Below are 26,799 nucleotides of genomic sequence, written 5' to 3' on the forward strand. Positions count from 1 at the left end.
GGCGCGGGTTGCGCGCCGTAGCCCTCCGGCGGGGGCGGGGGGGGGGCCCCCGCCCGCGGGCCCGGGGGCCTCCACACTCGGGGGGCCCGGCGGCCCCCCCCCGGCGAGCGCAGCGGAGACGCCTTACGCCAGCCCCAGCCAGCCGCCGATCACGCCGCGGGCTTCGTCCACGCCGGTGCGGTCCTCACCGGAGAACACCTGCACGCTGACGCTGTCGCCATAGGCCGAATGCAGTTCCTTGCGGACCTTCTGCAGGGTCTGCATCTGCTGGCTGCGGCTGAGCTTGTCGGCCTTGGTCAGCAGTGCGTGCGCGGGCATGCCACGCTGCACGGCGTAGGACAGCATCTGCCGGTCGTAGTCCTTCAGCGGGTGGCGGATGTCCATCACCACCACCAGGCCCTTGAGGGCTTCGCGGGTGCGGAAATACCGGTCGATGAAGGCCTGCCAGTGCGCCTGCAGGTCCAGCGGCACCTTGGCGTAGCCGTAACCGGGCAGGTCGACCAGGTGCGCTTCCGGGGTGATCTGGAAGAACACCAGCTGCTGGGTTCGGCCGGGGGTCTTGGACACGCGGGCCAGGGAGTTCTGCCGGGTCAGCGCGTTGAGGGCGCTGGACTTGCCGGCGTTGGAGCGGCCGGCGAAGGCCACTTCGGCCCCTTCATCGGGCGGCAGCTGCCGCACGTTGTGGGCCGAGAGGTGGTAACGGGCGCGTTCGATGAGCAATGACATGCGCCTAGGATCGCATGTTGCGGCGCCGCGCGCCCGTTCCCGGGGCCGCAGGCCGGGAAATGCTGCACTGCTGCGTTGACCGTGCGCGGAAACGGCGTTGATAATCCGGGCGATGCCGGCGGCCACGCCCCGGCCCGGTCCATACGGAGCTTTAGCATGCGCCACGCTCGCGTTCTTGCCGTATCCGCTCTTGCCACTGCCGTCGTCGTTGCCGCCGCTGCGTTCGCGCAGACCACGCTGACCCCGCTGCCCGACAACGGGCCGATCCGCACCGCCTCGCTGGAAGTGGATTTCAGCAAGACCACGTGGGGCGACGCCAAGGCCGGCCAGACCAAGGCTTCGGCCTGCGCGGCCTGCCATGGGGCCGACGGCAATTCCACGGTGGAGATGTACCCGTCCATCGCCGGCCAGAGCGAACGCTACGTGGCCCAGCAGATGGCCCTGATCGCCAACGGCCAGCGCAGTTCCGGCGCGTCGGTGGCGATGGTGCCCTTCGTGGAGAACCTCACCCCGCAGGACATGCGCGATATCGGCGCGTTCTTCGCCACCCAGAAGGCCACCGCCGGCATCGCCGACGACACCGCCGTGGCCGACGGCCCCTACAAGGGCATGAAGTTCTACGAGATCGGCCAGCAGCTGTACCGCGGTGGCGACGGCACGCGCGGCCTGCCGGCCTGCATGGCCTGCCACGGCCCCAGCGGCGCCGGCAACCCCGGCCCGGCCTACCCGCACATCGGCGGCCAGCACGCCAGTTATGTCGCCCGCCGCCTGCAGGAATACCAGGCCGGGCAGACCAACGAGACCGACAAGGCGCACTTCCAGATCATGGCCGCCGTCGCCCAGAAGCTGAGCGAGCAGGAAGTCCAAGCGCTCTCCAGTTACCTCCAGGGCCTGCACAACAAGGCCGATGACATCGCCGCCGAGGCCGTCGCCACGCAACCGGCCGCCGCCCCCTGACCGCCACTGGTCGGCCCAGGTCGCCACGGCGACCCGCGGCTGAGGTATGTTTCCTTCACGCCGGCGGCTGCGCCGGCGTTGTTATTTTCAATGGAGATGCGTGTCGATGAGGTTGATTCCCCGCCTTCTGCTGTCCCTGCTGGTGATGCTGCCGCTGGCCGCCTGCGCCGCCACCCCCGCCAATGCCCCGCTGGTTGAAGGCAAAGACTACGAGCGCATCGCCAAGTCCGGCCCGTTCCAGCCGCTGGCCGGCAAGATCGAAGTCGTTGAAGTGTTCGGCTACACCTGCCCGCACTGCGCCCACTTCGAGCCGCAGCTGGAAGCCTGGGCTGCCAAGCTGCCGGCCGACGTGCGCTTCACCCCGGTCCCGGCTGCCTTCGGCGGTGTCTGGGATGCCTGGGCCCTGGCCTATTACGCGGCCGATGAAGTGGGCGTTGCCAAGCGCAGCCACGCCGCCGTGTTCAAGGCCCTGCATGAGGACGGCTCGCTGCCGATGCAGAACGTCTCCGCCGATGAGCTCGCCAACTTCTATACCGCCTATGGCGTGAGCGCCGACCGCTACAAGCAGGCCCTGCGTGGCGATGCGGTGCAGAAAAAGGTCGCCGAAGCCCGTGCCTTCGCCCAGCGCACCCAGGTGCCGGGCACCCCGGCCATCATCATCAACGGCCAGTATCTGGTGCGTGGCAACAGCTTCGAGGACCAGCTGCGCGTGGCCTCCAAGCTGATCTCCGAAGCCCGCGCCCGCGGCGGCCGCTGAACCGATCCCGACCATCGACACGGCGCTGTCGCCGCCGCATGTCATCATTTCCCCCTGGCCGGCGCCCGCCGCTGGCCCCACTTTTCCAGATGCTGGAGACGTTTGAATGAAGACCCGTATCGCTGCTTTCGCACTTGCAGCCCTGCTGCCGATCCTGGCGGCCTGCAAGGCTGACGACGGCACCACCAACACCACCGCCCCGGCTGAAGCCGCCACCACACCGGCTGCCGCCGAGCCTGCCGCGGCCCCCGCCGCCGAGCCCGCTGCCGCCACCGAAGGCGCTGCCCCGGCTGCCACCGAGGCCGCTCCGGCCGCCGCACCGGCCCCGACCACCACCGCGCTGACCGGCCCGGCCCCGGTGGAAGGCAGCGACTACCAGGTCATCAGCAACGGCCAGCCGTTCCAGCCGGCCGCCGGCAAGGTCGAAGTGGTCGAGATCTTCGGCTACGTCTGCCCGGCCTGTGCCGCGTTCCAGCCGCTGGTTGGCCCGTGGAAGGCAGGCCTGCCGAGCGACGTGAACTTCGTCTACGTGCCGGCCATGTTCGGCGGCACCTGGGACAACTACGCCCGTGCCTTCTACGCTGCGCAGACCCTGGGCGTGCAGGAGAAGACCCACGAAGCGCTGTATGCCGCCATCCACTCGCAGCAGACCCTGAAGGGTGAGCGCGGCGCCGACTCGGTCGACGACATCGCCAAGTTCTACGCCGGCTACGGCGTGGATCCGAAGCAGTTCGCCGCCACCATGGGCAGCTTCGCGGTGAACGCCAAGACCAACTCCGCCAAGCAGTTTGCCCAGCGCAGCGCGATCAGCGGCACCCCGTCGATCATCATCAACGGCAAGTATCTGGTGAAGGGCAAGAGCTTCCCGGACATGCTGCGCATCGCCGACCACCTGATCGCCCGCGAACGCGGTGCGGCCCAGGCTCACTGATCCAAGAGGCAGTTTCCCCGGCCGTGACTTCCCCCACCACACGGACCCTGCGCTTGCTGACGGCCAACATCCAGGCCGGCTCAAGCACCCGCCGCTACAGCGACTATGTGACCCGCAGCTGGTCACATGCGCTGCCGGCGGGACGCAAGCGCAGCAGCCTGGACGCGATCGCCACCCTGGCGCGCGGCCATGACATCGTCGGCCTGCAGGAGGCCGACCCGGGCAGCCTGCGGTCGGGCTTCACCAACCAGACCCACTACCTGGCCCAGCGTGCCGGCTTCAATTACTGGAGTCACCAGCCGAACCGGCGCATGGGCGGGGTGGCGTCCAGCGCCAACGGCCTGCTGAGCAAGCTGGAACCGGTGGAAGTACAGGACCATGCCCTGCCCGGCCGCATCGGCGGGCGCGGCGTGCTGCTGGCCAAGTTCGGCGATGGCGAGGACGGCCTGGCCGTGGCCGTGGCCCACCTGTCGCTGGGCGCGGGTTCGCGGATGTCCCAGCTCGGCTTCATCGCCGAGTTGCTGTCCGACCACCCGAACGCGGTGCTGATGGGCGATTTCAACTGCCTGGCCGAGCGCCCGGAAATGCAGGTGCTTTACCAGAAGACCCGGCTGCAGCCTCCGGGCTGCGTGGTGCCGACCTTTCCCAGCTGGCGTCCGGACCGGGCCATCGACCACATCCTGGTCAGCAGCAACCTGCAGACCCGCAGCGTGGAAGCCGTACCGGCCGCGTTCTCCGACCACCTGGCCCTGGCCATGGCCATCGACGTGCCGGCTGACGCCCTGCGCTGACCTATCGCACCGGTGGGCGTGCCTTCTGCTGCTCTGGTGGTGCGGACCTTTGGTCCGCATGCTCTCCGCCGCGCGGTCATCGTGCTGCCCCGAGCGCCATCATCCGGGCGACATCTGGATCGCGCAGTCGCTACTACCGGCTGTGTAGAGTCGAGCTTGCTCGACTGCAGTTGCCTCTGCCGTCGTAGAGTCGAGCTTGCTCGACTGCTGTTCAATCCAGTCGAGCATGGCTCGACTCTACATTGCGGCCAGTCGAGCAAGCTTGACTCTACCTATGGACCTCATGACCACACCACCCTCCCCTGCCCGACGCCTGCGCCGCTGGTTGCTTTCCGGCGCACTGCTGCTGATCGCCGGCATCGCAGCGCTGTCCCTGTGGAACAGCCCGTGGGCGGCGGCACCGAAGATGCTCTGGTCATTGGCACGCATGCCACCGGCCACCGAGCTGCCCGTACCCGTGGACGGCGTGCGCCCGCGACAGATCGCCGACACCTTCGGTGCCCCGCGCGGCAGTAACCGCACGCATGCCGGCATCGACATCTTCGGCAAACGCGGCACGCCCGTGCGCAGCGTTACCGCAGGCGTAATCGCCGATGTGAGCGAACGCGGGCTCGGCGGGCGCCAGGTATGGGTGATCGGGCCCGGCCGCGAGCGCTACTACTATGCGCATCTGGAAGACTGGGCCGAGGGCCTGGCGCGAGGCCAGGTGGTACAGGCCGGGCAGCTGCTGGGCCATGTCGGCGACAGCGGCAACGCCAAAGGCACACCGCCGCACCTGCACTGGGGCATCTACGGCAAGGACGGCGCCCGCGACCCGTTGCCGCTGCTGCGTTGAGCGTAGTGACGCTGCGGCTGGACGCCACGACGGCCCCGTCGCATCATCAACCGCAGTGGCAAGGAGAGCACGCCGATGGCCCAGCTTCGCCCCACCCCGCTGTTGATCGCTACCGTGATCCTGGCCACCGGCTGCAGCACCCTGCAGGCACACCGCGACCCGTGGTGCAGGCAACTGGCTGCCTACGCCAACACCGCAAAGGTCGGTGCCCCGCGTTCGATTGAACTGGTGACCGACTGGAGCCGCTGGAGCAAGGGCTGCAAGGACGATGGCAGCGACGCGGGCAAGCAGTTCTGCCAGTGGCTGATCCCCAACACGTCGACCGAATTCGCCTCGGCCAACATCCGCCATGCGCTGGCCTGCCTGGATCCGGAGGCCACCTATGCCGGGCCGCCGCGCGCCACCCCGGTATACATGACCGGCAAGGTGCAGGTGTACGGTGCGTCCATGATCGATGAAGACGTCATGGTCACCCTCGAATATGCCGATGGCATCGAGGACCATTTGCCGCGCATGAAGATCCAGGCCGAACGGACCCCGCTGGATGACTGAGGCGGCGAAGGGACTGGCACGCCCCATCGCCATTTGTGAATAGCAACAATTCGCATTACCATAGTTGCGTTTTCCGGGCAGCCAGGACGGTTCGCCCTCCTCGCATTGCCCAGCCACCGTCCTGCAACGCAGGGCCCCGCCAGCGGCGTGAGACCCCCACCAGCCGCGGCGCCAGACCATCCGGGAAGCCGGTCGGACGCACGCACGTGCCCGTCCAGGAACCTATATGATCCGCTCGACCCCTGCTCTCCTGCCGCATCGCCTGTCCGCGGCGGTGCTCGCCGCCCTGTGCCTGGCCGCCGCGCCGGCCGCCTTCGCCGAAACCGCCGCCGACCCGACCACCCTCGACAAGGTCGTGGTGAAGGGCGAGCGCGCCGAAGGCTATTCGGTGCGCAAGACCTCGGCCGGTACCCGCTTCGACCTGGCCCCGCGCGAGATCCCGCAGTCGGTCAGCATCATCAGCCACCAGCGCATCGAGGACCAGAACCTCGACGACATCATCGACGTGCTGGGCAACACCACCGGCGTGAGCAGCACCCAGTCCGACACCGAGCGCACCGAGTTCTACGCACGCGGTTTCTACATCGACAGCTATCAGTTCGATGGCCTGCCGACGCAGATGGTGCAGAACTGGAGCTATGGTGATTCCGGCCTGGACCTGGCCCTGTACGACCGCGTGGAAGTGGTGCGCGGCGCCACCGGCCTGCTCAGCGGCGCCGGCAACCCGTCGGCGTCGGTGAACCTGATCCGCAAGCACGCCGACAGCGCCGAGCTGGCCGGCAGCGTCTCGGTCAACGTCGGCAGCTGGGGCCGCACCCGCACCACCGTGGACGTGGGCAGCGCGCTGAATGCCAGCGGCACCGTGCGTGGTCGTGTCATCGGCAGCTACCTGGACACCGATGCGCAGATGGACCGCTACAACCAGCACAAGACGCTGGGCTACATGGTCATCGACGCCGACCTGACCCCCGACACGCAGCTGAGCGTGGGCTACGACTACCAGCAGAAGCGCGCCAACGGCGCCACCTGGGGCGGCTTCCCGATGCTGTTCTCCGATGGCACCAGCACCGGCTACGACGAATCGTTCAATGCCAGCCCGAACTGGACCTACTGGGACACCACCAGCAAGCGCGCATTCGCCACCCTGGAACATGGCTTCGCCAACGGCTGGAAGTTCAAGATCGGCGCCACGCATGACGAGACAAAGGCCGACGACAAGCTGTTCTACCCGGCCTACAACGACTGGGTCACCGGCGCCTCGTACTTTGACAAGAACACCGGTGCCGGCATTTCGCCATCGGCCGGCTTCTACAACACCGAGCGCAAGGTCGACGCGATCGATGGCTTCGTCGACGGCCCGTTCCAGCTGTTCGGCCGCGAGCACCAGTTCATGGCAGGCCTGAGCTACAACAAGCGCGACTACGCCAACTACGGCGACTACCAGGTCGGCGGCGCCGGCCTCGCGTGGGATCCCTTCTCCAGCTACCTGAACTGGAACGGCAACATCAGCGAACCGGACTGGAACCCGCTGAGCCTGGCCAGCGAAGGCACCATTACCCAGAAGGCGGGCTATGCCGCCACGCGCCTGTCACTGGCTGATCGGCTGAAGCTGATCATCGGTGCACGCTATACCGACTGGAAGAGTGAAGGCGAAGGCGCCGATCGTTCGCACAAGGTGACCACGCCGTATGCCGGCCTGGTGCTCGACATCAATGACACCTACTCGACCTACGCCTCGTACACCGAAATCTTCCAGCCGCAGATGCTGAAGGACCGCAACGGCAGCTACCTCGACCCGGTCGACGGCAAGAGCTACGAGGTGGGCGTGAAGGGTGCCTGGTTCGACAACCGACTGAATGCTTCGGTGGCCGTGTTCCGCATCGAGCAGGACAACGTGGGCCAGTCAACCGGTGAGCCGGTGATTGGCGGAACCGGCGGCGAAACCGCCTACGTCGCCGCACGCGGCACGGTCAGCCGTGGCTTCGAGTTCGAGCTGAACGGCGAACTGGCACCGGGCTGGAACGCCACCTTCGGCGCCTCGCGCTACGTGGCCAAGGACATCAGCGATGCGGACATCAACACCAACCTGCCGCAGACCACGCTGAAGCTGTTCACCAGCTACACCCCGCAGTCGTTGCAGGACCTGACCGTCGGCGGCGGTGCCAACTGGCAGAACCGCATCTACTACGCGGTGCCGGCGTACGGCCGCATCGAACAGGACGGCTACGCGCTGGTCAGCGCCTTCGTGCGCTACCGCATCTCGCCGGAGTTCAGCGTGCAGGCCAACCTCAACAACCTGCTGGACAAGAAGTACTACTCGCAGATCAACGGCTACGGTGCGTTCGGCGACGGCCGCAATGGCTCGCTGACCTTCACCTGGTCGTTCTGATGCAGACGGCGCCGGGTAGCCCCCGGCGCCGTGGGTCGTTGTAGAGTCGAGCCATGCTCGACTGGCTTTCGCAAAGAGCAGCCGAGCATGGGCTCGGCTCTACAAAGGCATGAAGCAGCCGAGCATGGCTCGGCTCTACATGACCGCGAAAAGCCGCCGGGCATGGCCCGGCGCTACCGGTGAAAAGCAGGTGCCGTTCCCTGGCACCTGCCGGTCAACCTAGAACCGCAGGTCCGCGCGCATGTACCAGTAGCGGCCACGCGGGATGTCGTAGGTCGAGGCGTCGTAGCCGTTCAACGAGCACGACAGGCAGATCGGCGGATCCTTGTCGAACACGTTGTTCAGGCCCGCCGTCAGCTGCAGCCCCTTCATCCAGTCGATTTTGTAGCCCACCTGCAGGTCGTGGTACGTAGTGGCGGCCAGCGTGTTGGTGCCGGCGGCCTGGTTGCTGCACACCGGGAAGGCCACTGCATCACCGCAGTCCTCGGTCAGCTCGGAGATGTGGCGCACCGTCCAGTTGGCGCTCCAGTTGTCCAGCGTCCAGCCGATGCTGGCGTTGCTGGTCCACTCCGGAATCGAGCTGTCGGCCACTTCCACGCCCGGCTTCTGCGGCTGCCGCTGGCCGGCCGCACCGGTCGCCTCGTAGCGGCCGACGAAGGTGTTCTTCCAGCCCAGCTTGAACTGGCCGATGTCGCTCTGCGGCAGCGTCCAGAACAGGTCCACGTCCCAGCCATCGGTCTTGATCGAACCCAGGTTGGTCAGGCGGTTGTTGAAACTGTTGACCGCACCGGTGCTGGCGCGGGTGATGCCATCGCAGTAGACCGGGTCCAGCGTGTCCACGCACAGGTCCAGCTGCGTCTGCGCATTGATCGCCTGGATCGCGCCGTCGATGTTGTGGCGGTAGAAGGTCACCTCCACGTCGAAGCGTTCGGACCAGGTGGCGTTGTTGCCGAACCACGGGCTCCACACGAAGCCGGCACTGAAGCTGCGCGAACGCTCCGGTTCCAGTTCGCGGTTGCCGCCGGTGGTCACCGAGATCTGCGAGTTGGCCTGCTGGAACCCGGCCGGCACGCCCAGCGCGGCGCAGTTGGCAGGATTGCCCCGCGGCGCGGTCCCGCCCAGGCCCACCGAGCAGGGATCGAACAACTGCAGGTCGGCACGCGCGGCCGAGCCGTACAGCTCGCCGATGGACGGTGCACGGAAACCCTCGGCATAGGTGGTGCGCAGCACGAAGTCATCGGTCACCTGCCAGCGCAGACCGTACTTGGGGGTAAATTCGCCACCGAAGGTGGAGTAATCCGAATAGCGCCCGGCCAGGCTCAGGTCCAGCTTCTTGCCCAGCGACGAGTCGGCGAAGATCGGTACGCTCAGCTCCAGGTAGGCCTCGTTGACGTCGTAGGAACCGGATGTCGGCTGCGAAGGCACGCCGTTGTAGTGGCCGATCACCGTCAGCGGGTCGGGCTGGTACCAGCCTTCATAGCGCCGGTGTTCGAGGCCGGTGGCGAAGGACACCGGGCCGGCCGGCAGAGTGAACAGATCGCTGGACAGGTTGGCGGTGACCAGGCTCAGCTCGTTCTGGCTGCGGTCGCGCACCACCGGCTGGATCCAGCGCAGCATGTCCGGGGTGATCGAGCCGACGCCGCCGAAGATGTTCAGCGGCACGCAGCCGGCCGTGGCCGCGCACAGTGCCGGATCGCCCAGCGCCAGGTTCACGTTGTAGATGTTGTAGCTGCCGTAGTTGGTCTGCTCGGCCTTGTTCTTGCTGTACATGCCGTTGACGTCCCAGTACCAGCTGCGGTTCGCCGCCTGGAAGCTGCCCACCAGGCCGGTGGCGAAGTACGTGGTGTTGACCTCCTGTTCGAACACACGCGCGCCACCTTCCACCGGGCGGCGGCCGATCAGGCTCATGTTGCCGCCGGACACCAGGTCGAAGCCGAACGGGTTGTACGGGTTCAGCGCCGACACCACGATGTTGTCGGCCAGCGGATTGCCGGTGGCACCGTCCGGCCCGAAGAACAGCGGTTCCGGGCCCGCCTGGTTGGTCGATTCGCGGCGGTTGCCCAGCGCTTTGACGTACCACTGCACGTCGTCGGTGATGTCGAAGCGGAACTGTCCGAACACGCCTTTGCGCTCGGACGGCGTCAGCACCATGTTGTATTCGGCGAAGTTGAAGCGGTCGGCGCTGGTGAAGCAGTGATAGTCGTCGCTGCGGTTGCAGCCGGCGCTGCCGTCATAGCGTGGGTTGCTCACGCCGGTGTTGGGCACGATGTCCTGTTCGGCGCCGGTGTTGGGGTCGACGAAGGCGAAGCGCCCCTGCGGAATGCCGCCACTGCCGAAGGCCAGGCCGGTGCCGGGAATCGGGAAGCGCGACTGTTCGCGGTCGCGCGCATAGACCGCATCCTGCCTGGTCCAGCTCGCGCCGAGGAACAGGCTGTAGCGCTCGCCGCTGGTGCCCCAGGCCAGGTCCACGCCCTTCTGCGTGCCATCGCCCTTGCTGTACTCGCCGTAGTTCAGGGTCACCTGCCCGCCATCGAAATCGCGGCGGGTGATGATGTTGACCACCCCGGCGATCGCATCGGAGCCGTACAGCGACGAGGCACCGTCTTCCAGCACTTCGATGCGTTCGACAATCGCCAGCGGAATGGTATTGAGATCGGTGGCCGCGCCCACGCCCGACGCCGAGGATTCATTGACCCAGCGGATGCCATCCACCAGCACCAGCACGCGCTTGGCGCCCAGGTGGCGCAGGTCGACCTGCGCCGAACCGGCACCGACACCACTGCCATCCGGCGGGAAGCCGAAATTGCCGGAGGAATTGAACTTGGCGTTCAACGCCGAACCCGAACCGGTGAGCTGCTGCAGCACTTCACCGATCGAGCTCAGGCCCGTGCGTTCGATGTCGCCCCGGCTCAGCGTCTGGATCGGCACCTGGCCTTCCACTTCAGCACGCTTGATGCGGGTGCCGGTCACTTCGACGGCATCCAGGGTGGTGGCCGTCTGGGCCATTGCCCCCAGCGGTGCCAGGGCCGTCACGCACAGCGCGACAGCGACCGCCAAGGGGCGGTAATGCAGGTGATTCATTCGCTCTCTCTCCAAAGGAATGTCGGGACATGGGCTGCCGCGCTCCCCCCTGCGTGGCGGCAGCGTCTCCTTTGTAAACAAGCTGTAAAAACATTGGCGTGACCAGCGACACTCTTTCACGCCGTTCTGACGAATGAAACGCGCTCATTCCGCCCTGAAGACCAAGACAGGCCGGCGCCCTAGGAACAATCCGAAATTCCTGGGGTTGAGCGCACTCGCGCCGAAATCAAGGCGAAACTGACATTCCGGAACTGTCCAAGGTGTGCGTGATGAAGGGACATCCTGCCGTCCTGGCCGCGACACTGCTCGCGACACTGGCGCTGCTCTTCACGGGCAGCGCCCGTGCCGGCGGCGTGATCGAATGCAACAACTGCGCATCGCCCAGCGATGTGGCACTTCAATCCGGGCCGGGCCTGACGGTCATTGTGGATTTCGGGCGCGCGCAGCTGACGGCTTTCAACGTTGAATTCGATCACGCGCAGGGGCGGTGGCAGGCCAGCGAGACACCGGTTCCAGCCCAGATCCAGATGAATTTCCTGCGGATTGTGGAGTCCACACTGCCTGCCACGGACCTGCTGCATCAGCAGGTACCCGGCGGCCATCGCGAGGCACCGCATCCCTGAGCTCCGCTGAGGGAGCCGCGCTCCCTCAACGAAGCCCAAGCCCTTTCACCGCACGAAGGCGATCCGCTCCATCCCCGTGGCCTCGGCCGCCGCCAGGATCTTCGCCATGCCTTCGTATTCGGCAGACGGATCGGTGGCGATGCGCAGCTCCGGCAGGTTGCCGGCATGCTCGCTGGCCTGGGTACGCAGGCGCGCCTGCAGATCACCGATGGGCATCGGCTGGCCGTTCCAGCTCAGCTGGCTGGACGCATCCAGGCGCAGCTCGATCGGCGGTGGTGGATCCGGACGGTCGACCACCCTGTCCGTCGCCTGTGGCAGCTGCACCGCGATGGGCCGCGACAGCATCGGCGCGGTCACGATGAAGATGATCAACAACACCAGCATCACATCCACCAGCGGCGTGACATTGATCTCCGCCAAGGGGCCGCTTTTTCCTGCGCTACTGAACGCCATGTGCCACTCCTTGCACCCGGGCCGTTCGTCCACGCCGACAGTACGTCGCCGGTGCAGGCTGGCGGCAGTGTCTGCGCGCGGAGCATTCAGCTGCCGTTGCCCGGTGCGATCCGTGCACGCGATGCGAAACTGAATTCAGCCAGCGCCCGCTATGCTGGGCCCATGATCCGACGCTCTTCGACCGCCCTGTCCCTGCTCCCGCTGTCCGCATCGCTGCTGATCGGCTGCGCCAGCGCCCAGTCACTCGACGCCCAGAGCGGCCAGCTCAAGGCCGCCATCGATGCGGCCGAACGCGGCCAGCTCGAACCGCGCCAGGCCGCCGCGCTCAGCCGCCACCCGGCCTATGGCTGGGTCGAGTTCGCCCAGCTTCGCCGCAACATCGATACGGTCGATAGCGGCCAGGCCCAGGCCTTCCTCAAGCGCTATGACGGCCAAGCCGTTGCCAACAGTTTCCGCAGCGTCTGGCTGCCCTCGGTGGCGCGCCGCCAGGATTGGCCTACCCTGCTGGCCAACTGGGCGCCCACCGACAACGTCGGTCTGCGCTGCGCGCAGCTGACCGCACGCCAGGCGACCGGCAAGGTCGACCCACAGTGGATCAGCGAGGCACAGGACCTGTGGCGCAAGAACGGCAAGTCGCTGCCCGATGCCTGTGACGCGGTGTTCGCCGTACTGCAGGCGCAGGGTGGGATGAGTGATGCGCTGCGCTGGGAACGCATCGATGCCGCTGCCGACGCACAGCAGCCAGCGGTGATGCGCAGCGCCGCGCGGGGCCTGCCGGCGACCGACCTGGCCCTGGCCAGCACCTACGCCGCCTTCGTCGACAAGCCCAACGCCAGCGCGCTGAACTGGCCGCGTAACGAGCGCAGCCGGCGCATCGCCACCGACGGTCTGGAAAAGCTGGCCAAGGCCGACCCCGGTGCCACCGAACAGCAGCTGCCGCAGTACGCGCAGGCACTGGGCCTGAGCGCCGACCAGCAGGCCCAGGTGCGCTACCAGATCGCGCTGTGGACGGTGGCCTCCTACCTGCCCGACTCCGCGCGCAGGCTCAACGCCGTGCCCGAATCGGCCTACGACGAGCGCCTGCACGAATGGCGCGTGCGTGAGGCGATGTCGCGCGGTGACTGGGCGGCCGCGCTGACCGCCATCCGCAAGATGGGCAGCAAGCAGCGCAACGATTCGCGCTGGGCGTATTTCGAAGGACGCATGCTGGAAAAGACCGGACAGGCGCAGCAGGCCCAGCCGCTGTTCCGCACCGCCGCGCGCGCGCCGACCTTCCACGGCTTCCTGGCCGCCGACAAGCTGCAGCAGAACTACACGCTGTGCCCGTGGAAGCCCAACGACAGTGCGCAGGCGCAGGCCGCCGTCGCCCGCGACCCGGCCATCCAGCGCGCGATGGCGCTGTACCAGATCGATCGCAACGGTTGGGCCGTGGCCGAATGGAACAGCGCGCTGTCGCGTTTCGATGACACCCAGCGCCGCCTGGCGGTGCGCGTGGCGCAAGACAACGGCTGGTTCGACCGCGCCGTGTTCGCGCTCGGCAAGCAGCCGCAGGAACAGCGCCTGTACGACCTGCGCTTCCCGCTGCACCACGACAGCACCATCCGCCGCGAATCCTCGCGCAACGCCATCGACCCGGCCTGGGTGGCCGCGGAGATCCGCGCCGAAAGCACCTTCACCCCGCGTGCGCGCTCGCCTGCCAACGCCATGGGCCTGATGCAGGTGCTGCCGGCGACCGGTGCGGGCGTGGCGAAGAACATCGGCCTGACCGCCTACGGCGGCGCCGACAGCCTGTACGACCCGGACACCAACATCGCCATCGGCACGGCCTACCTGCGCCAGCTGATGAACAAGTACGACGGCCTGCCCTACGTGACCATCGCCGCCTACAACGCCGGCCCGACCCCGACCGCACGCTGGCAGAGCCAGCGCCCGGGCTTCGACCCGGACCTGTGGATCGAGACGATCAGCTACAAGGAAACGCGCGAGTATGTCGCCCGCGTGCTGGCCTTCAGCGTGATCTACGACTGGCGCCTCAACGGCAATGCGTTGCCCCTGAGCGACCGCCTGATGGGCCGCCTGGTGGACAAGCGCAAGGCGTTCACCTGTGCGGCGGACGCCGACCAGGGCGGGGATTGATCGACGCGGGTAGTGCCGTCCGATCCGGTAGCGCCGGGCCATGCCCGGCGAGCACGCAGCACGGCGGCACACGCCCATGCGATCATCACCGGCATGAAGATCTATCTTGTCGGCGGCGCCGTACGCGACCGCCTGCTGCAGCGCCCCGCCGGCGACCGTGACTGGGTGGTGGTCGGCGCCACCCCCGCGCAGATGGAAGCGCAGGGCTACACCGCCGTGGGTCGCGATTTCCCGGTGTTCCTGCACCCCAAGACCGGCGAGGAATACGCGCTGGCACGTACCGAGCGCAAATCCGGCCGCGGCTACCGCGGCTTCGTGGTCGATGCCGATCCTGGGGTCACTCTGGAAGAAGACCTGCAGCGCCGCGATTTCACCATCAATGCCATCGCCTGCGATGAAGCAGACGGCAGCCTGGTCGATCCCTATGGCGGCGCGCGCGACATCCAGCAGCGCGTGCTGCGCCACGTCGGTCCCGCCTTCGTCGAAGACCCGCTGCGCGTGCTGCGTGCGGCGCGCTTCATGGCCCGCTTCGCGCCGCTTGGCTTTACCGTCGCCGAGGAAACCATGGCGCTGATGCGCGAGGTCGCCGCCAGTGGCGAGCTGGACGCGCTGGTGCCCGAACGCGTGTGGCAGGAACTGCGCAAGGCGCTGGTCTGCGAGCGGCCATCGGCCTTCCTGCGCACCCTGCACGACGCGCATGCACTCGGCCCGATCCTGCCGGAACTGGAAGCGTTGTATGGCGTCCCGCAGCGCGCCGAATTCCACCCGGAAGTGGATACCGGCATCCACCAGGAGATGGTCAGCGACATGGCCGCCCGGCTGGCACCGGGCGATGACCTGGTTGGCTTCGCCGCGCTCACCCACGACCTCGGCAAGGGCCTGACGCCGCCGGACGAATGGCCGCGCCACATCATGCACGAGCAGCGTGGCCTGAAGCCGCTGAAGGAGCTGTGCGCGCGCCTGAAGATTCCCACCGAGCACCAGCAGCTGGCCGAAGCAGTCTGCCGCGAGCATTTGAACGTGCACCGCATCGACGAGCTGCGTGATGCCACCGTGCTGGACCTGCTGTGCCGTTGCGATGCCCTGCGCCGCCCCGAGCGCGTGGCCCGCATCGCCCTGTGCTGCGAGGCCGACAAGCGCGGCCGGCTGGGCTTTGAGGACGGCGACTACCCTCAGGGTGAAACGCTCAAGCGCCTGCACCAGGCGGCGTTGTCGGTACAGGCGCGGGATCTGGACCTGACCCATCTGAAGGGCCCCGCCGTTGGCGAGGCGCTGGCCAGGGCGCGGGTGAAGGCGATCGCGGCCGCGCGCTGATTGTTACAGGGAGTGCCGGCCGCTGGCCGGCAACCAGAAATCCCCGAAATCAGTGCGCCATCCCACGGGTGATCGCCGCAGCGCGATCCTTCAGCTGGGCCACCGCATCGGGAATCATCTCCATGCCCACGTCAAGGCCCGGGTTCAGCACCAGGCCCACGCCCTCGCCGATCCCCGCCAGAAGCGCGTGCACGGCAATCGGCATGGCATGGGCGAACTGCGGCAGCTGCTCGTGCCAGAGACCGGCGCGCTCGGGCGCGGTGAACACTGCGAACATCGGCTCGCCGCCCTCGCTGGTCAGCACCAGCGGCGAAATGCTCTCGTCCCAGGCGCCATCCTCGCCGATGGCCTTGTCCAGCAGCACGAACACCGGCGCGGTCAGCAGGCCATCGAGGAACTGCGAAGCAGTCAGCGTACCGTCCTGTGCCTGCAGCAGGCGGACCTCCAGGTCGTTGAGGGGTTCGAACGGCGTGTCGTGGTCCATGGTCGGTTCCGGTACGTGATTGCAGGATGCCACTTTAGCAGGCTGGCGCCTCAGGCCATGTGCCCGTGCCGCCACATCCACCCTGCCACCGCCAGCCCAGCCACCACCACCAGCATCACCGGCAGGCCGAAGCGGTGCCGGAACGGGATCGGCACCCCGCCCAGCTGCTGGTCCATGGTGTCGGTATCCAGCACCCAGCCATCCGCGCAGCCGGTACAGGCCAGCTCGTAACGGCGCTGGTAGACGAAGCCGAACAGCAGGTCGATGCGCGCCATGCGGTAGCGCAGCTGCGGGGCGAAGTCGGTTTCGGTCTGGCAGCGCAGGCAGTGGTGGGCCTCGGTCGGGCCGACCACCACCACCCGCTCCTGCTGGCCGATCATCATCACCGGTCAGCCGCCCGTGCAGGCAGGCTGGGCCAGCAACCAGGCCTGCGCGGCGGCGGCGGTGGCTGCATCGCCATCGGTGCGCTGGTCCGGCTCGATCTTCAACCCATCTCCGCCACCCTTGCGGTCCTGCATCACGCTGGTGGTCAGCAGCAGCGCGCTGCCATCGACCAGCGGCCGCATCTCGTTGGCAGTGGACAGCCCTGCAGTGGGTTGGCCAAAACTGCGTGTCTGCGGGCGACCGCGGAAAGCGAGCACGGATGCCTCGCCGGAACTGGCGGAGCGCGGTCCGATCAGCACAGCCACGGGAGCGCCCGGGTGCTTCAACTGATAGCCGGGCGCACCAAGATCGACGCGCACACGCTTGCCCAGGCGCACCGAGGATGGCGTCAGCTGCCAGCGCGATGGCCCTTCGGCCGTGGCAAAGGAACCGACATCCTCAATGGCCCCCGGCGTGGTGCGCAGCAACGGTGCCGCACCCAGCAGCATCGGCCACATGTTGCCACCGGTATTGCCGCGCAGATCCACGATCCAGCCACACCGGCTGCCAGTGTCCTGGTCGCGGATGATCGCCTGCCAGCGCTGCGCACGTTCCTTCATCTGCTGGTGTGCGGCCGGCCCCTGCATGACAGCGTAGCCGCCGATCTCCACGCGACCGATGCGCGGGTCCAGCGCTTCGACTGGCCTGATGGGTCCCGAGGCAGGTCCAGCTGCGCCATTGCTACGTTCCAGGCGTTGCGCCGTGCCATGCAGCTGCGTTGCACTGATCCAGAGTCCATGTCCCCCCGAGCTCCGGCCGGTAGCCTCCTGCAGTACCTCACGGGCCTTGGCCGGATCAGCCTGTGCCGCTTTCAGGCGCGCACGGATGACCGGCCAGTCGACTCGGTCGCGGTACAGCGATTCCTTCTCCAGCATGTCCAGCAACTGGGCCTGGGCCTCGGGCGCAGGCAGCTCGGTGGTGTTCGGGACGGTGCCATGTGCGGAGATACTGGACACTGCGACCAGTGCAATGGCCATCATGTGGTGATCAAGCGCCATTCGACGTTCCTTCGTCGGGTCGGTGAGGTGCCCAGCATACGCCCTCGGCCATGGCGCAACGTGTCGGAATTCGTACTCAGGGCTGCTGCATGCCGTGGTGGTGATGGCCGATCATGCGGGCGCGTTGGTGGCGCCGGATGCGGCCACAGGGTCATGACGCCGGGGGATGGGTGTCGACCAAGGTCGACACCTACCAGAGCGGGGCATTCCACCGGGCATGGCCCGGCGCTACCAGTCCGCGCGCAGGCCGATGTTGCCTTCGATGATCCGGCGCTTCTCGTTGCGGTCACCGCCCAGCTCACGCGTGTAGTCGGCCACGGCGTACGCGCTGATGCTGCGGTTGAAGCGCGCGACCACGCCTACGCCCGCTTCCAGCGCGCGCGAGCGCTGCGCATTGAGGATCGTGTCACTGTCGAACTGGATGCGGTCCTCGCCCGCGCGGCCGTGCCAGTAGTTCACCTTGAAGTACGGCTGCCAGCCGTTGTCGGCCAACTGGTAATCACCGGCCAGGCGCAGGCCGACGCGGCCGGTCCAGGCGTTGTCACTGTCGAAGCGCACCGCAGAGACTTCGTCGCGCCGGTCATCCAGCGAACTGCGCTGCCAGATCACCTGTACCTGCGGTTCCAGCCACCACGAGGACTGCCCGAACTGCAGCAGCGGCTTGCCCACCTCCAGCGACAATGTGGTGCCATCACCCTTGACGTCGATGCCGAGCCCGCGCGAGGAACGCACACGGCCGTCGTAGCGGCTCTGCAGGGCCACCGCGTCGAGGTAGCCGCCCTCGCTGCCGGTCAGGGTCCAGTAGAGGCCCACGTGCTTGTCATCCAGCCGGCTCTGGCCGACCTGCACGTTCTCCCAGCCCAGCGCCAGGCCGGTGGTCCTGCCCTGCGCGCGGGTGCGGCCGACCAACACGCCCACCTGGTTGCGATGGTCGTCAGCGGCGGCCGCCCACACATCCAGACCGGCCTGCACGCCCATCACATCGCCATTGAAGCCAGGCTGTGCGTCGCCCTTCCAGTGGATCTCGCTGCTCTGTCCCACCAGTCGCCCCCAGGCAGTGCGGAAGGCGCCGTTGCCGTAGAGCAGGCGCTGTTCGCCCTGCCGCTCGTGGAAGGTACCGAGGCTGGCCAGCGAGGTCTCGCGCAGCAGCGGCGGCACCACCGCGTAGGCGGCGGTTTCCAGGCGGTACAGCGGCACCACGTCGCCCTGCGCCGGTCGTGCACCCGGGCTGGGCGGGGTCGAGCCTGCACCGGGCAGGCTGCTGCCGGCCACCGGTACATCGGGTACGGCCGGGTCGCTGGGCGGTGCCACGGGCGCCGGCTCCGGCGGTGGCGGCGGCGGTGTCGTCTCACCGGCGGTCAGATCGGGATCAATCGGATCCTCCGGCGGCGGTGGCGGTGCGGGCGTGATCGGCGGCGGCGGCGCGACGTCGGGAGTGGGTGGCGGCGGCGTGGCGTTGCCGTCGCCGTTCGGTGCCGGTGTCGGGCCAGCCACCAGGGTCGAACGCAGGTACCAGTTCTCGCCCGTGCCTGCGTTGACGCCGCCCTTGAACAGGAAGTACTCATAGGCACCGGCCGATACCGGTGCGAACAGCGAGAACGCATTCGCCGCGGTGGTGCCGCCATTCAAGGCCTGCACCACCAGGATGCCGTCGGCCAACGTCGCCGCGCCACCGCCGCCGGCATTGAGGATGCCGATGCCGGTGGTGCCGGTGGCACTGCCGGCATCAATCACCAGGCGGTCGCTGCTGGAGCCATCCCCCGCCAGCACCGTGCGCAGGTACAGGCCGCCGCCCTCGCCGCGGTAATTGCCGCGGATGCTGAAGATATCGCCTGCGCCCGAGCCGGTGAGATCGATGCGCCCGGCGTTGACCACGTTGACCAGCGCGCCCGCAGCGAACGGCCGCAGCGCATGCGCGCCGTTACCCGCATAGAGCGTACTGGTGTCGTCCAGGGTAAGCGTGCCGGTGCCCGTACCGCTGTCGCCGAGCACGAGGTCGCCGTCGAAGGTCAGCTCGGTGCTGCTGGCCAGGCTGATCGCCTCCCAGTTCTGGAAGCGGGCCACGCCGGTGGTCTTGACGTTGCTGAAGTTGAGCTGGTCATTGCCGCTGCTACCGTTGAACAGCGGCACTGCACCCAGGTTGGCCTGGTTGAGGTTGCTGAGGTTGGCCACGTCATCGTCCGGTCCGCCGTCGATGGCGCCGTAGACGATGCCACCGCCATTCCAGTTGAAGGTGTCGTTGCCGGTACTGAGCAGCACCTGCCCGCGCACGGTGCCATCGGTGATGGTCACGCTGTCATTGCCGCCGCTGACGCTGATGTTGCCGCCGATGTACGCGGTGCCGGAGATGATGATGGTATCGGTGTCGAAGCCGGTGACCACGTTGCCGTCGACCGTGCCGCCGGACTGGTCCCACAGGTTCTTGTCCAGCTTCATGTTGACCCGGCCAATGCGGCCGCCGGTCATCCACGCCTGGTCGCCATCCTCGAAGGCGCCGATGATGCGGCCGCCGCTCATGCGGAACGTGTCGATGTTGTCGCCCTGCTGCAGCGCGCCGATGGTGCCGCCGGTCATGACAAAATCATCGCGGCCGCTGCCCTGCGTCACCAGGCCGGTGATGGTGCCGCCGCTGACCGTCATCCGGTCATCGCCGTTGCCCTGCTCAACGCTGTCGAGCGTGCCGCCACTGATCAGCAGCACGTCGTTGCCATCGCCCTGCAGCACGCCGCCGCTGATGCTGCCGTCCAGCATCTCCAGGCGATCATTGCCGGCACCGAACTGCACGCCGGTGCGGCCGCTGATGGTGCCGCGGTTGACCAGCACGCTGTCGCCGGCACCGATGAACTGCAGTGCGGTGGTGTTGCCGGTGCTGATGCTGCCAAGGTTGTCGACACGGCTGCCGCCACCCAGCTGCACCGCGATGCCACCGACCGAACTGATCGCCCCCTGGTTGCCGAGCTGGTGGCCGCCGGCGCCGACCAAGCTAATGGCGCTGCCGCCACCGCTCTGCTGCAGCTGTGCGCCGCTGGTGACGTCGAGGGTGATGCCGGCCTCGCCGTTGGCGCTGACCGGCACGGTCTGCGGGTTGGGCGCTGCGGCACTGCAGATGACGGTCTGCCCGGCCAGCGGGGCGACGTTGTCACAGCCCGCCCACGCGATGGGCACGGTGGCAGCCAGTGCAGCGGGGATGGCGAGGGCCTGCAGCAGGCAGCGGGTCAAGCGGCGCGGACGCGGGGCGGCAACGGACATACGGCACTCCTGGATCGGGACGTCACGTACTGCGGATATGCACACTGCTGGCGCCGCAGAGGCGCACTAAGCATTCAGGTCCCACGTTATGCCGGATGCAGCACACGTCGCGCGTGAAGTAATTCATGCATCACACCGAGTACATGTGCATGAAAGCGTTCATGTTTTTCATGCATCACGGCGACATGCAGCCACGCGTGGCGTGGCTCTACTGACGGCCGCCGTAGGTTCACGCACGAAGCGCGGGTACCACGCATGACGCGTGCGCAGGTAGATCCACGCCATGCGTGGATAACAGCTTGTCCGTGTCGCAGTCAGATCTTCAGGTAGATGCGACGCCGGTCCAGCCACCACGCCACGACCCACCACAGCGCAACGAAGGCGATCGCCTGCAGCATCGAGGCCAGTTCCAGTGCGCCCGGCATCGCCGTGGCCAGCTGCTGCCACACCCGACCCCAGACGCCGGTGGCCAACAGCACCACCGACATCATCGAGGCGCCCACGTAGGCGGTGATGGCATTGACGCCGAAGCGGCGGCCCAGCGCGGGCCAGCCCCTGCGGTCGATCAGCAGGTGCCCGAGCCATAGCGCCAGGGCCGCCAGGCCGCCGGTCCACAGCACGTAGCTCGGCGTCCACAGCTGCTTGTTGAGCGGCAGCACCGTGGCCAGCAGCAGACCCAGCACGGTGGCCGCCACGCCCAGCCCGGCCAGTGCGGAAGCGCGCCCGTTGCGCAGCAGGCCACCGGCCAGCAGGCCCAGCACGGTGCTGGCGAATGCGCCGAGGCTGCTCAACAGGCCTTCCGGATCGTGGCCGAGGCCGGTGCCGGCCTGCCACTGGTAGATGAAGGGCGCGAACAGTGTGGTATCCAGGCGGCTGGCAGGGTTGGTCCACGGCGCCAGATCGCCGATGCCCAGCAGCAGCACGGTGTAGCCCGCCAGCAGTACGACCAGCAGCGCCACTTGGATGCGCGGCCGCACGTACACCGCCACCACGCCGACCACGGCCGCACACAGCGCAATGCGCTGCAGGACACCCCAGATGCGGAAATGATGCGTGTTCAGCGCCCACCACACCAGCAGGTGCAGCAGCACGCCGGCGAGGGCGATGCGCAACGCGCGTTGCAGCACGCCACGGGCCAGCGCCGGGCGCGCGGCGGCGGCGTGCGCGCGCGGCGCTACGCTGAACGCCATCGACACGCCGACCAGGAACAGGAAGAACGGGAACACCAGGTCGGTGGGCGTGCAGCCATGCCAGTCCGCATGGCGCAGCGGCGCGAACACCGCGCTCCAGTCACCGGGGTTGTTGACCAGCAGCATCGCCGCCACGGTGAGGCCGCGCAGGGCGTCGATCGAGCCCAGCCGGCGTGGCGGCGCTGCGTCCATCAAGCCGCCTCGTACTGTCCGGCAATCCAGGTGCCGCGCACCTGCAGGGCATCATCCAGCAGCACCAGGTCGGCCTGGTAGCCCTCGGCGATGTGGCCCAGGCGGTCATCCACGTTGAGGAATTCCGCTGGATAGGTGGACGCCATGCGCGCCGCCTCGGCCAGCGGCTGGCCGAGCAGCTGCACGGTGTTGCGCACGGCCGTGGCCATGTCCAGCGCCGAACCGGCCAACGCACCGGCCGCATTGCGCACCACGCCATTGACGGCGGTGATGGTCTCGCCGTACAGCACGTAGCTGGGATCGTCCGCACCAACCGGCGGCATCGCGTCGGTCACCAGCAGCAGGCGGCCGCGCGGCTTGGCGGCCAGCGCCACGCGCAGGCTGGCCGGGTGCACGTGCACGCCATCGACGATGATGCCAATCCAGCTGTCGCGGTCTTCCAGCGCTGCACCCACGGCACCGGGCTCACGCCCCTGCAGCGGCGACATCGCGTTGTACAGATGGGTGAAGCCGCGTACACCGGCATCCAGGCCGTCGCGGATCTCTTCATAGGTACCGGCGGTATGCCCGGCCGCCACGATCACGCCGCGCTCGACCAGCGCGCGGATCGTCTCCAGCGGCACGCGCTCCGGCGCCAGCGTCAGCAGGGTCACGCCGTTGTCCAGCGACGCGGCCAGTGTGATTTCCCCGGCATCGGGCACGCGGAACTTGCTGGCATCGTGGGTGCCCTTGCGCGCCGGCGCGATGTACGGGCCTTCCAGATGGATGCCGATGACGCCCGGCACCTGCTGCGCGATCGCCTCGCGCATCGCACCGATCGCCTCGCGCATCACGTTCACGTCGTCGCTGATCAGGGTCGGCAACATCGCGGTGGTACCGAAGCGCCGGTGGGCCTGCGCGATGGTGCGCAGCGAGGCGACATCCGGCGTGTTGTTGAACAGCGCACCGCCACCGCCGTTGACCTGTACATCGATGAAGCCCGGCAGCAGCCAGCCGCCGCCGAGGTCCACCTGTTCGTCGGCCTCGCCCAGCTGCGGGGCGGCGTCGGGCAGCAGCGCGATGATGCGGCCGTCTTCGATCACCACCGCCAGGTCGTCGCGGAAATCATCGCCGGTGAGGATGCGGGCATTGCGCAGGACCGTGGCCATCAGACCGTCTCCGTAACCTTGTTCAGGTGCGGCGGCAGGTCGGGATTGAAGCCACGGCGGATCGCCAGTGCGTTGATGGCGCGGTAGAAGCTCTGCACGGTCAGCAGCGGTGCGCACAGCGGGTGCGGCGCGACCGCCACAGGCAGGTTGCCACCGGCGCCGGCCATCCACACCTGGGCGCCGCGCGCACTGAATTCCTCGACCACCGCACGGGTGCCGGCACCGGTTTCATCGGGCTGGGCAAAGGCCAGCACCGGGAAGCCGCGGCCGACCAGCGCCATCGGCCCATGCTTGACCTCGGCCGAGCTGTAGGCCTCGGCATGCAGGCTGCAGGTTTCCTTGAACTTCAACGCGGCTTCCTGCGCGGCGCCGAGACCGAGGCCACGGCCGAGCACGAACAGGTTGGTGGCATTAACCAGGCCATCGGAAACCGCACTCCAGTCGCACTGCCACGCCGCACGCAGCGCATCGGGCAGCAGGTCCAGCGCATTGCGCAGGCTGCTGTCCTGCTTCCAGTAGGCGGCCAGCTGCAGCAGCGCGGCCAGCGAGGCCAGGTAACTCTTGGTCGCGGCCACGCTCTTCTCGGTGCCGGCATGCAGCGGGATGACCGTGTCGGCCAGCTGCGCCAGCGGCGAATCCTCGACGTTGACCAGCGCGACCACGCGCGCACCGGCGGCCTTGGCGGCTTCTGCATTGCGCAGCAGGTCCGGACTCTTGCCCGACTGCGAGATGACGATGAACAACGCACCGCGCAGCTGCAGCGGTGCGGCGTAGACCGAACCCACCGATGGCGACGCCGAGGCGACCACCAGGCCCAGCTGGGTTTCCAGCAGGTACTTGCCGTAGGTGGCGGCATGGTCGGAGCTGCCGCGTGCGCAGGTCACCACGAACGGCGGCGGCGCCGCACGCAGGCTGGCGGCCAGCGTTTCCATCGTGGCGTGGTTGCGTGCGAACTGGCGGGCAACCACGTCGGCCGCTTCAGCAGCCTCGGCGAACATCAGGGTGGCGGTGGGGTCGGACAGCGACATGGCGGACTCAGGCGGGTTCGGAAGGAAGGGGGCGCACGCCGGCCGGGCGCATCGGTGCGGTGGAGCCGCGCACCACCAGCTGCGGCACGAAGCCCTGGTTCTGCAGGGCGGCCGGTGCATCGTCGTAGGCATCGCTGCGCAGCTGCGCGATCAGCAGGCGCGCGGCGTGGCGGGCGATGTCCTCGGTGGCCTGCTTGGCGGTGGTCAGCGGCGGCCACGACTGGCGCGAGAACGGGCTGTCCTCGAAGCCGGCGATGGAGAGGTCGTAGGGCACGTTCATGCCGGCCGACTTCGCGGCCGCCAGCACGCCGGCGGCGATCTCATCGTTGGAGCCGAAGATGGCGGTAGGCGGCTCACGCAGTGCCAGCAGGCGACGCGCACCACGGAAGCCATCGTCGAAGGTGTAGTCACCCTGCACCACCAGATGCTTGTCCACGGTCATGCCGTAGTCCTTCAGCGCGGCCTCGTAGCCGGCGTAGCGCTCGCCCGAGGAACGGTGCGAGGAACCACCCCAGAGGAATCCGATGCGCTGGTGGCCAAGCTGGATCAGGTGCTCGGTGACTTCGTAGGCGGCCTCGCGGTCGTCGACGAACACGCAGGCACCGTCGGCGGGGTCTTCGGTGGCAGCAATGATCCGCACCAGCTTGATGCCGCGCGCGGTCAGCGTCTGGATCAGGTCGCGACGCTCGGACATCGGCGCGGTCAGCACCAGCCCGGCCAGGCGCGAACGCTGCACCCAGTCGGCCAGTTCATCGGCCAGCATCGGCGAGCTCGAATCGCAGGGATGGATCTGCAGGCCGAAGCCGGTTTCGCGGCACGCGGCGAGCACGCCGTTCTGCACGCCGATGATGTGGTACGGGTTCGGGTTGTCGTACACCAGCCCGATCACGAACGTGGTGCCGCTGCGCAGGTTGCGCGCCGACGGATCGGGTTCGTAGTCGAGCTCGGCGATGGCACGCAGCACCCGCGCACGGGTGGCCTGCATCACCGACGGTTCGTTGTTGATGACCCGCGATACCGTCTTCAGCGAGACCTTGGCCTTTTCGGCAACGTCCTTGATGGTCGCTCTGCGCATCGGCTTTTCCTGGGGTTGGCTGCCGTCCATCATCGCCGATCAGGCCTTGTCCTGCGGCAGGCCGGCGCGATGGCCGATCACCGAGTAGAACAGGATGTAGAGGTAGCACGGCACCATCAGCAGGACGAACACCAGCTGGAAATCGATGTGCTGCTTGAGCACGGCGAACAGCTGCGGAATGATCGCGCCGCCGGCGATGCCCATCACCAGCAGGGCCGAGCCGGTTTCGGTGAAACGACCCAGGCCGCGGATGGCCAGCGGGAAGATGGCCGGCCACATCATCGCGTTGGCGAAGCCCAGCAGCGCCACGAAGGCCACCGAGACATAGCCGTGGGTGGCCCACGCGCCCAGGCAGAACAGCACGCCCAGCACCGCCGAGACGGTGAGGTAGCGCGACTGCGAGACCACCTTCGAAATCAACGCCAGGCCGACCACGTAGCCGATGAGCATGGCGAACAGGGTCAGCGAGGTGAACATCTTGGTCTGGTCCAGCGGCAGGTCGAAGCCGTGGCCGTAGGTACCGATGGCGTCACCGGCCATCACTTCCACGCCCACGTAGACGAACAGGCACAGCACGCCCAGCCACAGGTGCGGGAACTGGAAGATGCTGCGGCGCTCGGCGGCACCCGCTGCCGTCGGCGTGGCGTTGGCTTCGGACGGCTTGATTTCCGGCAACGGCGAGAACAGCACCGCCACCGCCAGCACCACCAGCACACCGGCCATGGCCAGGTACGGCGCGTGGATCTTGGCGGCGAATTCGTTGAGCAGCTGCGCCTTGGTCGCTTCATCGGCAGCGGCCACGCTGGCCGACAGATCGCCGATGCCGTGCAGCACCAGCGTGCCGATCAGCACCGGTGCCAGCATGCCGGCGATCTTGTTGCAGATGCCCATCAGCGCGATGCGGCGCGCGGCCGTTTCGATCGGGCCGAGGATGGAGATGTAGGGGTTGATGGCGGTCTGCAGCAGGGCCAGGCCGCTGCCGATCACGAACAGGCCGCCGAGCGCGCCCGGATACCAGCGCTGCGTGGCGAACTCGCCGAACAGTGCCGCGCCCGCCGCCATCACCAGCAGGCTCAGGCTGAGGCCCTTCTTCATGCCGGTGCGGCGCAGGATCCACGACGACGGCAGGGCGAGGAAGAAATACGACAGGTAGAACACCATCAGCACCAGGAAGGCACCGACCTCGCTGAGCTCGAATGCCAGCTTGACGAAGGTGATCAACGGGCCGTTGAGCCAGGTGAAGAAGCCGATCAGGAAGAACAGCACCCCGACGATGGCGATGGAGGCGGCAACGTTTGGACGCGCGCTTGCAGCAGTGACGGCGGACATCAGGTGGGCTCCTGCGGCGACGACCGCAGACGGCGGTGTCGGAGAGTGGCTGGGAACAACGTTGTCACATTCTTTCGGTGGAGCACCGCTGTTTGTCAACTTGATTGCACAGGCCTGATGCGGCCGTGCTGCACTGCG

22 protein-coding genes are annotated in these 26,799 nt (G+C 67.8%); 10 read left to right on the forward strand and 12 right to left on the reverse strand.

All coding sequences use genetic code 11. The features are described from left to right. Positions 1 to 123 precede the first annotated feature (123 nt). Positions 124 to 726 (reverse strand): ribosome biogenesis GTP-binding protein YihA/YsxC, encoded by a 603-nt coding sequence (gene yihA / locus AC1VXD_RS14355; protein WP_079223317.1) that lies wholly within the window; start codon positions 724 to 726, stop codon positions 124 to 126. 156 nt (positions 727 to 882) lie between these two features. Between yihA and AC1VXD_RS14360 the strand changes: the two genes are divergently transcribed. The 7 genes from AC1VXD_RS14360 to fhuE all read left to right on the forward strand — a co-directional run bounded on the left by AC1VXD_RS14360 (position 883) and on the right by fhuE (position 7,938). After that, the gene (locus AC1VXD_RS14360) at positions 883 to 1,683 is read left to right on the forward strand and encodes a c-type cytochrome (protein ID WP_482992604.1); all 801 of its coding nucleotides are present in this window, start codon (positions 883 to 885) and stop codon (positions 1,681 to 1,683) included. Between the two features lie 106 nt (positions 1,684 to 1,789). Continuing rightward, a complete protein-coding gene (locus tag AC1VXD_RS14365; protein WP_482992605.1) occupies positions 1,790 to 2,440 on the forward strand; it encodes a thiol:disulfide interchange protein DsbA/DsbL in 651 nt (216 codons plus the stop codon). Positions 2,441 to 2,546: 106 nt separating this feature from the next. After that, complete coding sequence (locus AC1VXD_RS14370) at positions 2,547 to 3,371, forward strand: thiol:disulfide interchange protein DsbA/DsbL (RefSeq protein WP_482992606.1); 825 nt, start codon at positions 2,547 to 2,549, stop codon at positions 3,369 to 3,371. Positions 3,372 to 3,424: 53 nt separating this feature from the next. Beyond that, positions 3,425 to 4,162, forward strand: coding sequence for an endonuclease/exonuclease/phosphatase family protein (locus tag AC1VXD_RS14375; RefSeq protein WP_174208737.1), 738 nt, complete (start codon positions 3,425 to 3,427; stop codon positions 4,160 to 4,162). A 283-nt stretch (positions 4,163 to 4,445) separates the two neighbouring features. Then, a complete protein-coding gene (locus AC1VXD_RS14380) occupies positions 4,446 to 4,997 on the forward strand; it encodes a M23 family metallopeptidase (RefSeq protein ID WP_482992607.1) in 552 nt (183 codons plus the stop codon). A gap of 75 nt (positions 4,998 to 5,072) precedes the next feature. Then, on the forward strand, positions 5,073 to 5,549 hold the full coding sequence (locus AC1VXD_RS14385) for a hypothetical protein (protein WP_482992608.1): 477 nt from the start codon (positions 5,073 to 5,075) through the stop codon (positions 5,547 to 5,549). A gap of 226 nt (positions 5,550 to 5,775) precedes the next feature. Beyond that, on the forward strand, positions 5,776 to 7,938 hold the full coding sequence (gene fhuE, locus AC1VXD_RS14390) for a ferric-rhodotorulic acid/ferric-coprogen receptor FhuE (RefSeq protein ID WP_482992609.1): 2,163 nt from the start codon (positions 5,776 to 5,778) through the stop codon (positions 7,936 to 7,938). A 219-nt stretch (positions 7,939 to 8,157) separates the two neighbouring features. Here fhuE and AC1VXD_RS14395 read toward each other — a convergent pair whose 3' ends face one another. After that, entirely contained in the window at positions 8,158 to 11,019 is a 2,862-nt protein-coding gene (locus tag AC1VXD_RS14395) for a TonB-dependent receptor (RefSeq protein ID WP_482992610.1), read from the reverse strand. 269 nt (positions 11,020 to 11,288) lie between these two features. Between AC1VXD_RS14395 and AC1VXD_RS14400 the strand changes: the two genes are divergently transcribed. Further along, complete coding sequence (locus tag AC1VXD_RS14400; RefSeq protein WP_482992611.1) at positions 11,289 to 11,642, forward strand: hypothetical protein; 354 nt, start codon at positions 11,289 to 11,291, stop codon at positions 11,640 to 11,642. A 45-nt stretch (positions 11,643 to 11,687) separates the two neighbouring features. Here AC1VXD_RS14400 and AC1VXD_RS14405 read toward each other — a convergent pair whose 3' ends face one another. Further along, positions 11,688 to 12,095, reverse strand: a complete 408-nt coding sequence (locus tag AC1VXD_RS14405) for an ExbD/TolR family protein (protein ID WP_482992612.1) — start codon at positions 12,093 to 12,095, stop codon at positions 11,688 to 11,690. A gap of 162 nt (positions 12,096 to 12,257) precedes the next feature. On the opposite strand from AC1VXD_RS14405, the gene AC1VXD_RS14410 reads away from it, so the two are divergent. Continuing rightward, the gene (locus AC1VXD_RS14410) at positions 12,258 to 14,231 is read left to right on the forward strand and encodes a transglycosylase SLT domain-containing protein (protein WP_482992613.1); all 1,974 of its coding nucleotides are present in this window, start codon (positions 12,258 to 12,260) and stop codon (positions 14,229 to 14,231) included. A gap of 93 nt (positions 14,232 to 14,324) precedes the next feature. Beyond that, a complete protein-coding gene (locus AC1VXD_RS14415) occupies positions 14,325 to 15,545 on the forward strand; it encodes a multifunctional CCA addition/repair protein (protein WP_482992614.1) in 1,221 nt (406 codons plus the stop codon). A 49-nt stretch (positions 15,546 to 15,594) separates the two neighbouring features. Here AC1VXD_RS14415 and AC1VXD_RS14420 read toward each other — a convergent pair whose 3' ends face one another. From AC1VXD_RS14420 to AC1VXD_RS14460, 9 genes are all read right to left on the reverse strand, one after another. After that, a complete protein-coding gene (locus AC1VXD_RS14420; RefSeq protein WP_108770003.1) occupies positions 15,595 to 16,029 on the reverse strand; it encodes an SseB family protein in 435 nt (144 codons plus the stop codon). Between the two features lie 50 nt (positions 16,030 to 16,079). Next, positions 16,080 to 16,415, reverse strand: a complete 336-nt coding sequence (locus tag AC1VXD_RS14425; protein ID WP_482992615.1) for a hypothetical protein — start codon at positions 16,413 to 16,415, stop codon at positions 16,080 to 16,082. 3 nt (positions 16,416 to 16,418) lie between these two features. After that, positions 16,419 to 17,450 carry a S41 family peptidase gene (locus AC1VXD_RS14430; protein WP_482992616.1) on the reverse strand — a complete coding sequence of 344 codons (1,032 nt, stop codon included), beginning with the start codon at positions 17,448 to 17,450 and terminating at the stop codon, positions 16,419 to 16,421. 228 nt (positions 17,451 to 17,678) lie between these two features. Continuing rightward, on the reverse strand, positions 17,679 to 20,699 hold the full coding sequence (locus AC1VXD_RS14435) for an autotransporter family protein (RefSeq protein WP_482992617.1): 3,021 nt from the start codon (positions 20,697 to 20,699) through the stop codon (positions 17,679 to 17,681). 314 nt (positions 20,700 to 21,013) lie between these two features. Beyond that, positions 21,014 to 22,081: an acyltransferase family protein gene (locus tag AC1VXD_RS14440; protein ID WP_482992618.1), complete on the reverse strand. Its 1,068-nt coding sequence runs from the start codon at positions 22,079 to 22,081 to the stop codon at positions 21,014 to 21,016. Beyond that, positions 22,081 to 23,229 carry an N-acetylglucosamine-6-phosphate deacetylase gene (nagA, locus tag AC1VXD_RS14445; protein ID WP_482992619.1) on the reverse strand — a complete coding sequence of 383 codons (1,149 nt, stop codon included), beginning with the start codon at positions 23,227 to 23,229 and terminating at the stop codon, positions 22,081 to 22,083. Before nagA ends, AC1VXD_RS14440 begins: the two co-directional genes overlap by 1 nt. Continuing rightward, the gene (locus AC1VXD_RS14450) at positions 23,229 to 24,257 is read right to left on the reverse strand and encodes an SIS domain-containing protein (protein ID WP_482992620.1); all 1,029 of its coding nucleotides are present in this window, start codon (positions 24,255 to 24,257) and stop codon (positions 23,229 to 23,231) included. The genes nagA and AC1VXD_RS14450 overlap by 1 nt, the downstream gene beginning before the upstream one ends. 7 nt (positions 24,258 to 24,264) lie before the next feature. Then, positions 24,265 to 25,332 (reverse strand): LacI family DNA-binding transcriptional regulator, encoded by a 1,068-nt coding sequence (locus tag AC1VXD_RS14455; RefSeq protein WP_108770754.1) that lies wholly within the window; start codon positions 25,330 to 25,332, stop codon positions 24,265 to 24,267. A gap of 39 nt (positions 25,333 to 25,371) precedes the next feature. Next, positions 25,372 to 26,661, reverse strand: coding sequence for a sugar MFS transporter (locus AC1VXD_RS14460; RefSeq protein ID WP_482992621.1), 1,290 nt, complete (start codon positions 26,659 to 26,661; stop codon positions 25,372 to 25,374). Positions 26,662 to 26,799: the final 138 nt, after the last annotated feature.

The sequence above is a fragment of the Stenotrophomonas sp. STEN054 genome (assembly GCF_056854535.1).

Excerpts from the sequence above, each read along its gene's own strand:
- AC1VXD_RS14405 (WP_482992612.1), bottom strand. The coding sequence starts at position 12,095 with ATGGCGTTCAGTAGCGCAGGAAAAAGCGGCCCCTTGGCGGAGATCAAT.
- nagA (WP_482992619.1), bottom strand. The coding sequence starts at position 23,229 with ATGGCCACGGTCCTGCGCAATGCCCGCATCCTCACCGGCGATGATTTC.
- AC1VXD_RS14400 (WP_482992611.1), top strand. The coding sequence starts at position 11,289 with ATGAAGGGACATCCTGCCGTCCTGGCCGCGACACTGCTCGCGACACTG.
- fhuE (WP_482992609.1), top strand. The coding sequence starts at position 5,776 with ATGATCCGCTCGACCCCTGCTCTCCTGCCGCATCGCCTGTCCGCGGCG.
- AC1VXD_RS14455 (WP_108770754.1), bottom strand. The coding sequence starts at position 25,332 with ATGCGCAGAGCGACCATCAAGGACGTTGCCGAAAAGGCCAAGGTCTCG.
- AC1VXD_RS14420 (WP_108770003.1), bottom strand. The coding sequence starts at position 16,029 with ATGGACCACGACACGCCGTTCGAACCCCTCAACGACCTGGAGGTCCGC.
- AC1VXD_RS14415 (WP_482992614.1), top strand. The coding sequence starts at position 14,325 with ATGAAGATCTATCTTGTCGGCGGCGCCGTACGCGACCGCCTGCTGCAG.
- AC1VXD_RS14380 (WP_482992607.1), top strand. The coding sequence starts at position 4,446 with ATGACCACACCACCCTCCCCTGCCCGACGCCTGCGCCGCTGGTTGCTT.
- AC1VXD_RS14440 (WP_482992618.1), bottom strand. The coding sequence starts at position 22,081 with ATGGACGCAGCGCCGCCACGCCGGCTGGGCTCGATCGACGCCCTGCGC.
- AC1VXD_RS14365 (WP_482992605.1), top strand. The coding sequence starts at position 1,790 with ATGAGGTTGATTCCCCGCCTTCTGCTGTCCCTGCTGGTGATGCTGCCG.
- AC1VXD_RS14395 (WP_482992610.1), bottom strand. The coding sequence starts at position 11,019 with ATGAATCACCTGCATTACCGCCCCTTGGCGGTCGCTGTCGCGCTGTGC.
- AC1VXD_RS14370 (WP_482992606.1), top strand. The coding sequence starts at position 2,547 with ATGAAGACCCGTATCGCTGCTTTCGCACTTGCAGCCCTGCTGCCGATC.
- AC1VXD_RS14360 (WP_482992604.1), top strand. The coding sequence starts at position 883 with ATGCGCCACGCTCGCGTTCTTGCCGTATCCGCTCTTGCCACTGCCGTC.
- AC1VXD_RS14410 (WP_482992613.1), top strand. The coding sequence starts at position 12,258 with ATGATCCGACGCTCTTCGACCGCCCTGTCCCTGCTCCCGCTGTCCGCA.
- AC1VXD_RS14430 (WP_482992616.1), bottom strand. The coding sequence starts at position 17,450 with ATGGCGCTTGATCACCACATGATGGCCATTGCACTGGTCGCAGTGTCC.
- AC1VXD_RS14435 (WP_482992617.1), bottom strand. The coding sequence starts at position 20,699 with ATGTCCGTTGCCGCCCCGCGTCCGCGCCGCTTGACCCGCTGCCTGCTG.
- AC1VXD_RS14460 (WP_482992621.1), bottom strand. The coding sequence starts at position 26,661 with ATGTCCGCCGTCACTGCTGCAAGCGCGCGTCCAAACGTTGCCGCCTCC.
- yihA (WP_079223317.1), bottom strand. The coding sequence starts at position 726 with ATGTCATTGCTCATCGAACGCGCCCGTTACCACCTCTCGGCCCACAAC.
- AC1VXD_RS14450 (WP_482992620.1), bottom strand. The coding sequence starts at position 24,257 with ATGTCGCTGTCCGACCCCACCGCCACCCTGATGTTCGCCGAGGCTGCT.
- AC1VXD_RS14385 (WP_482992608.1), top strand. The coding sequence starts at position 5,073 with ATGGCCCAGCTTCGCCCCACCCCGCTGTTGATCGCTACCGTGATCCTG.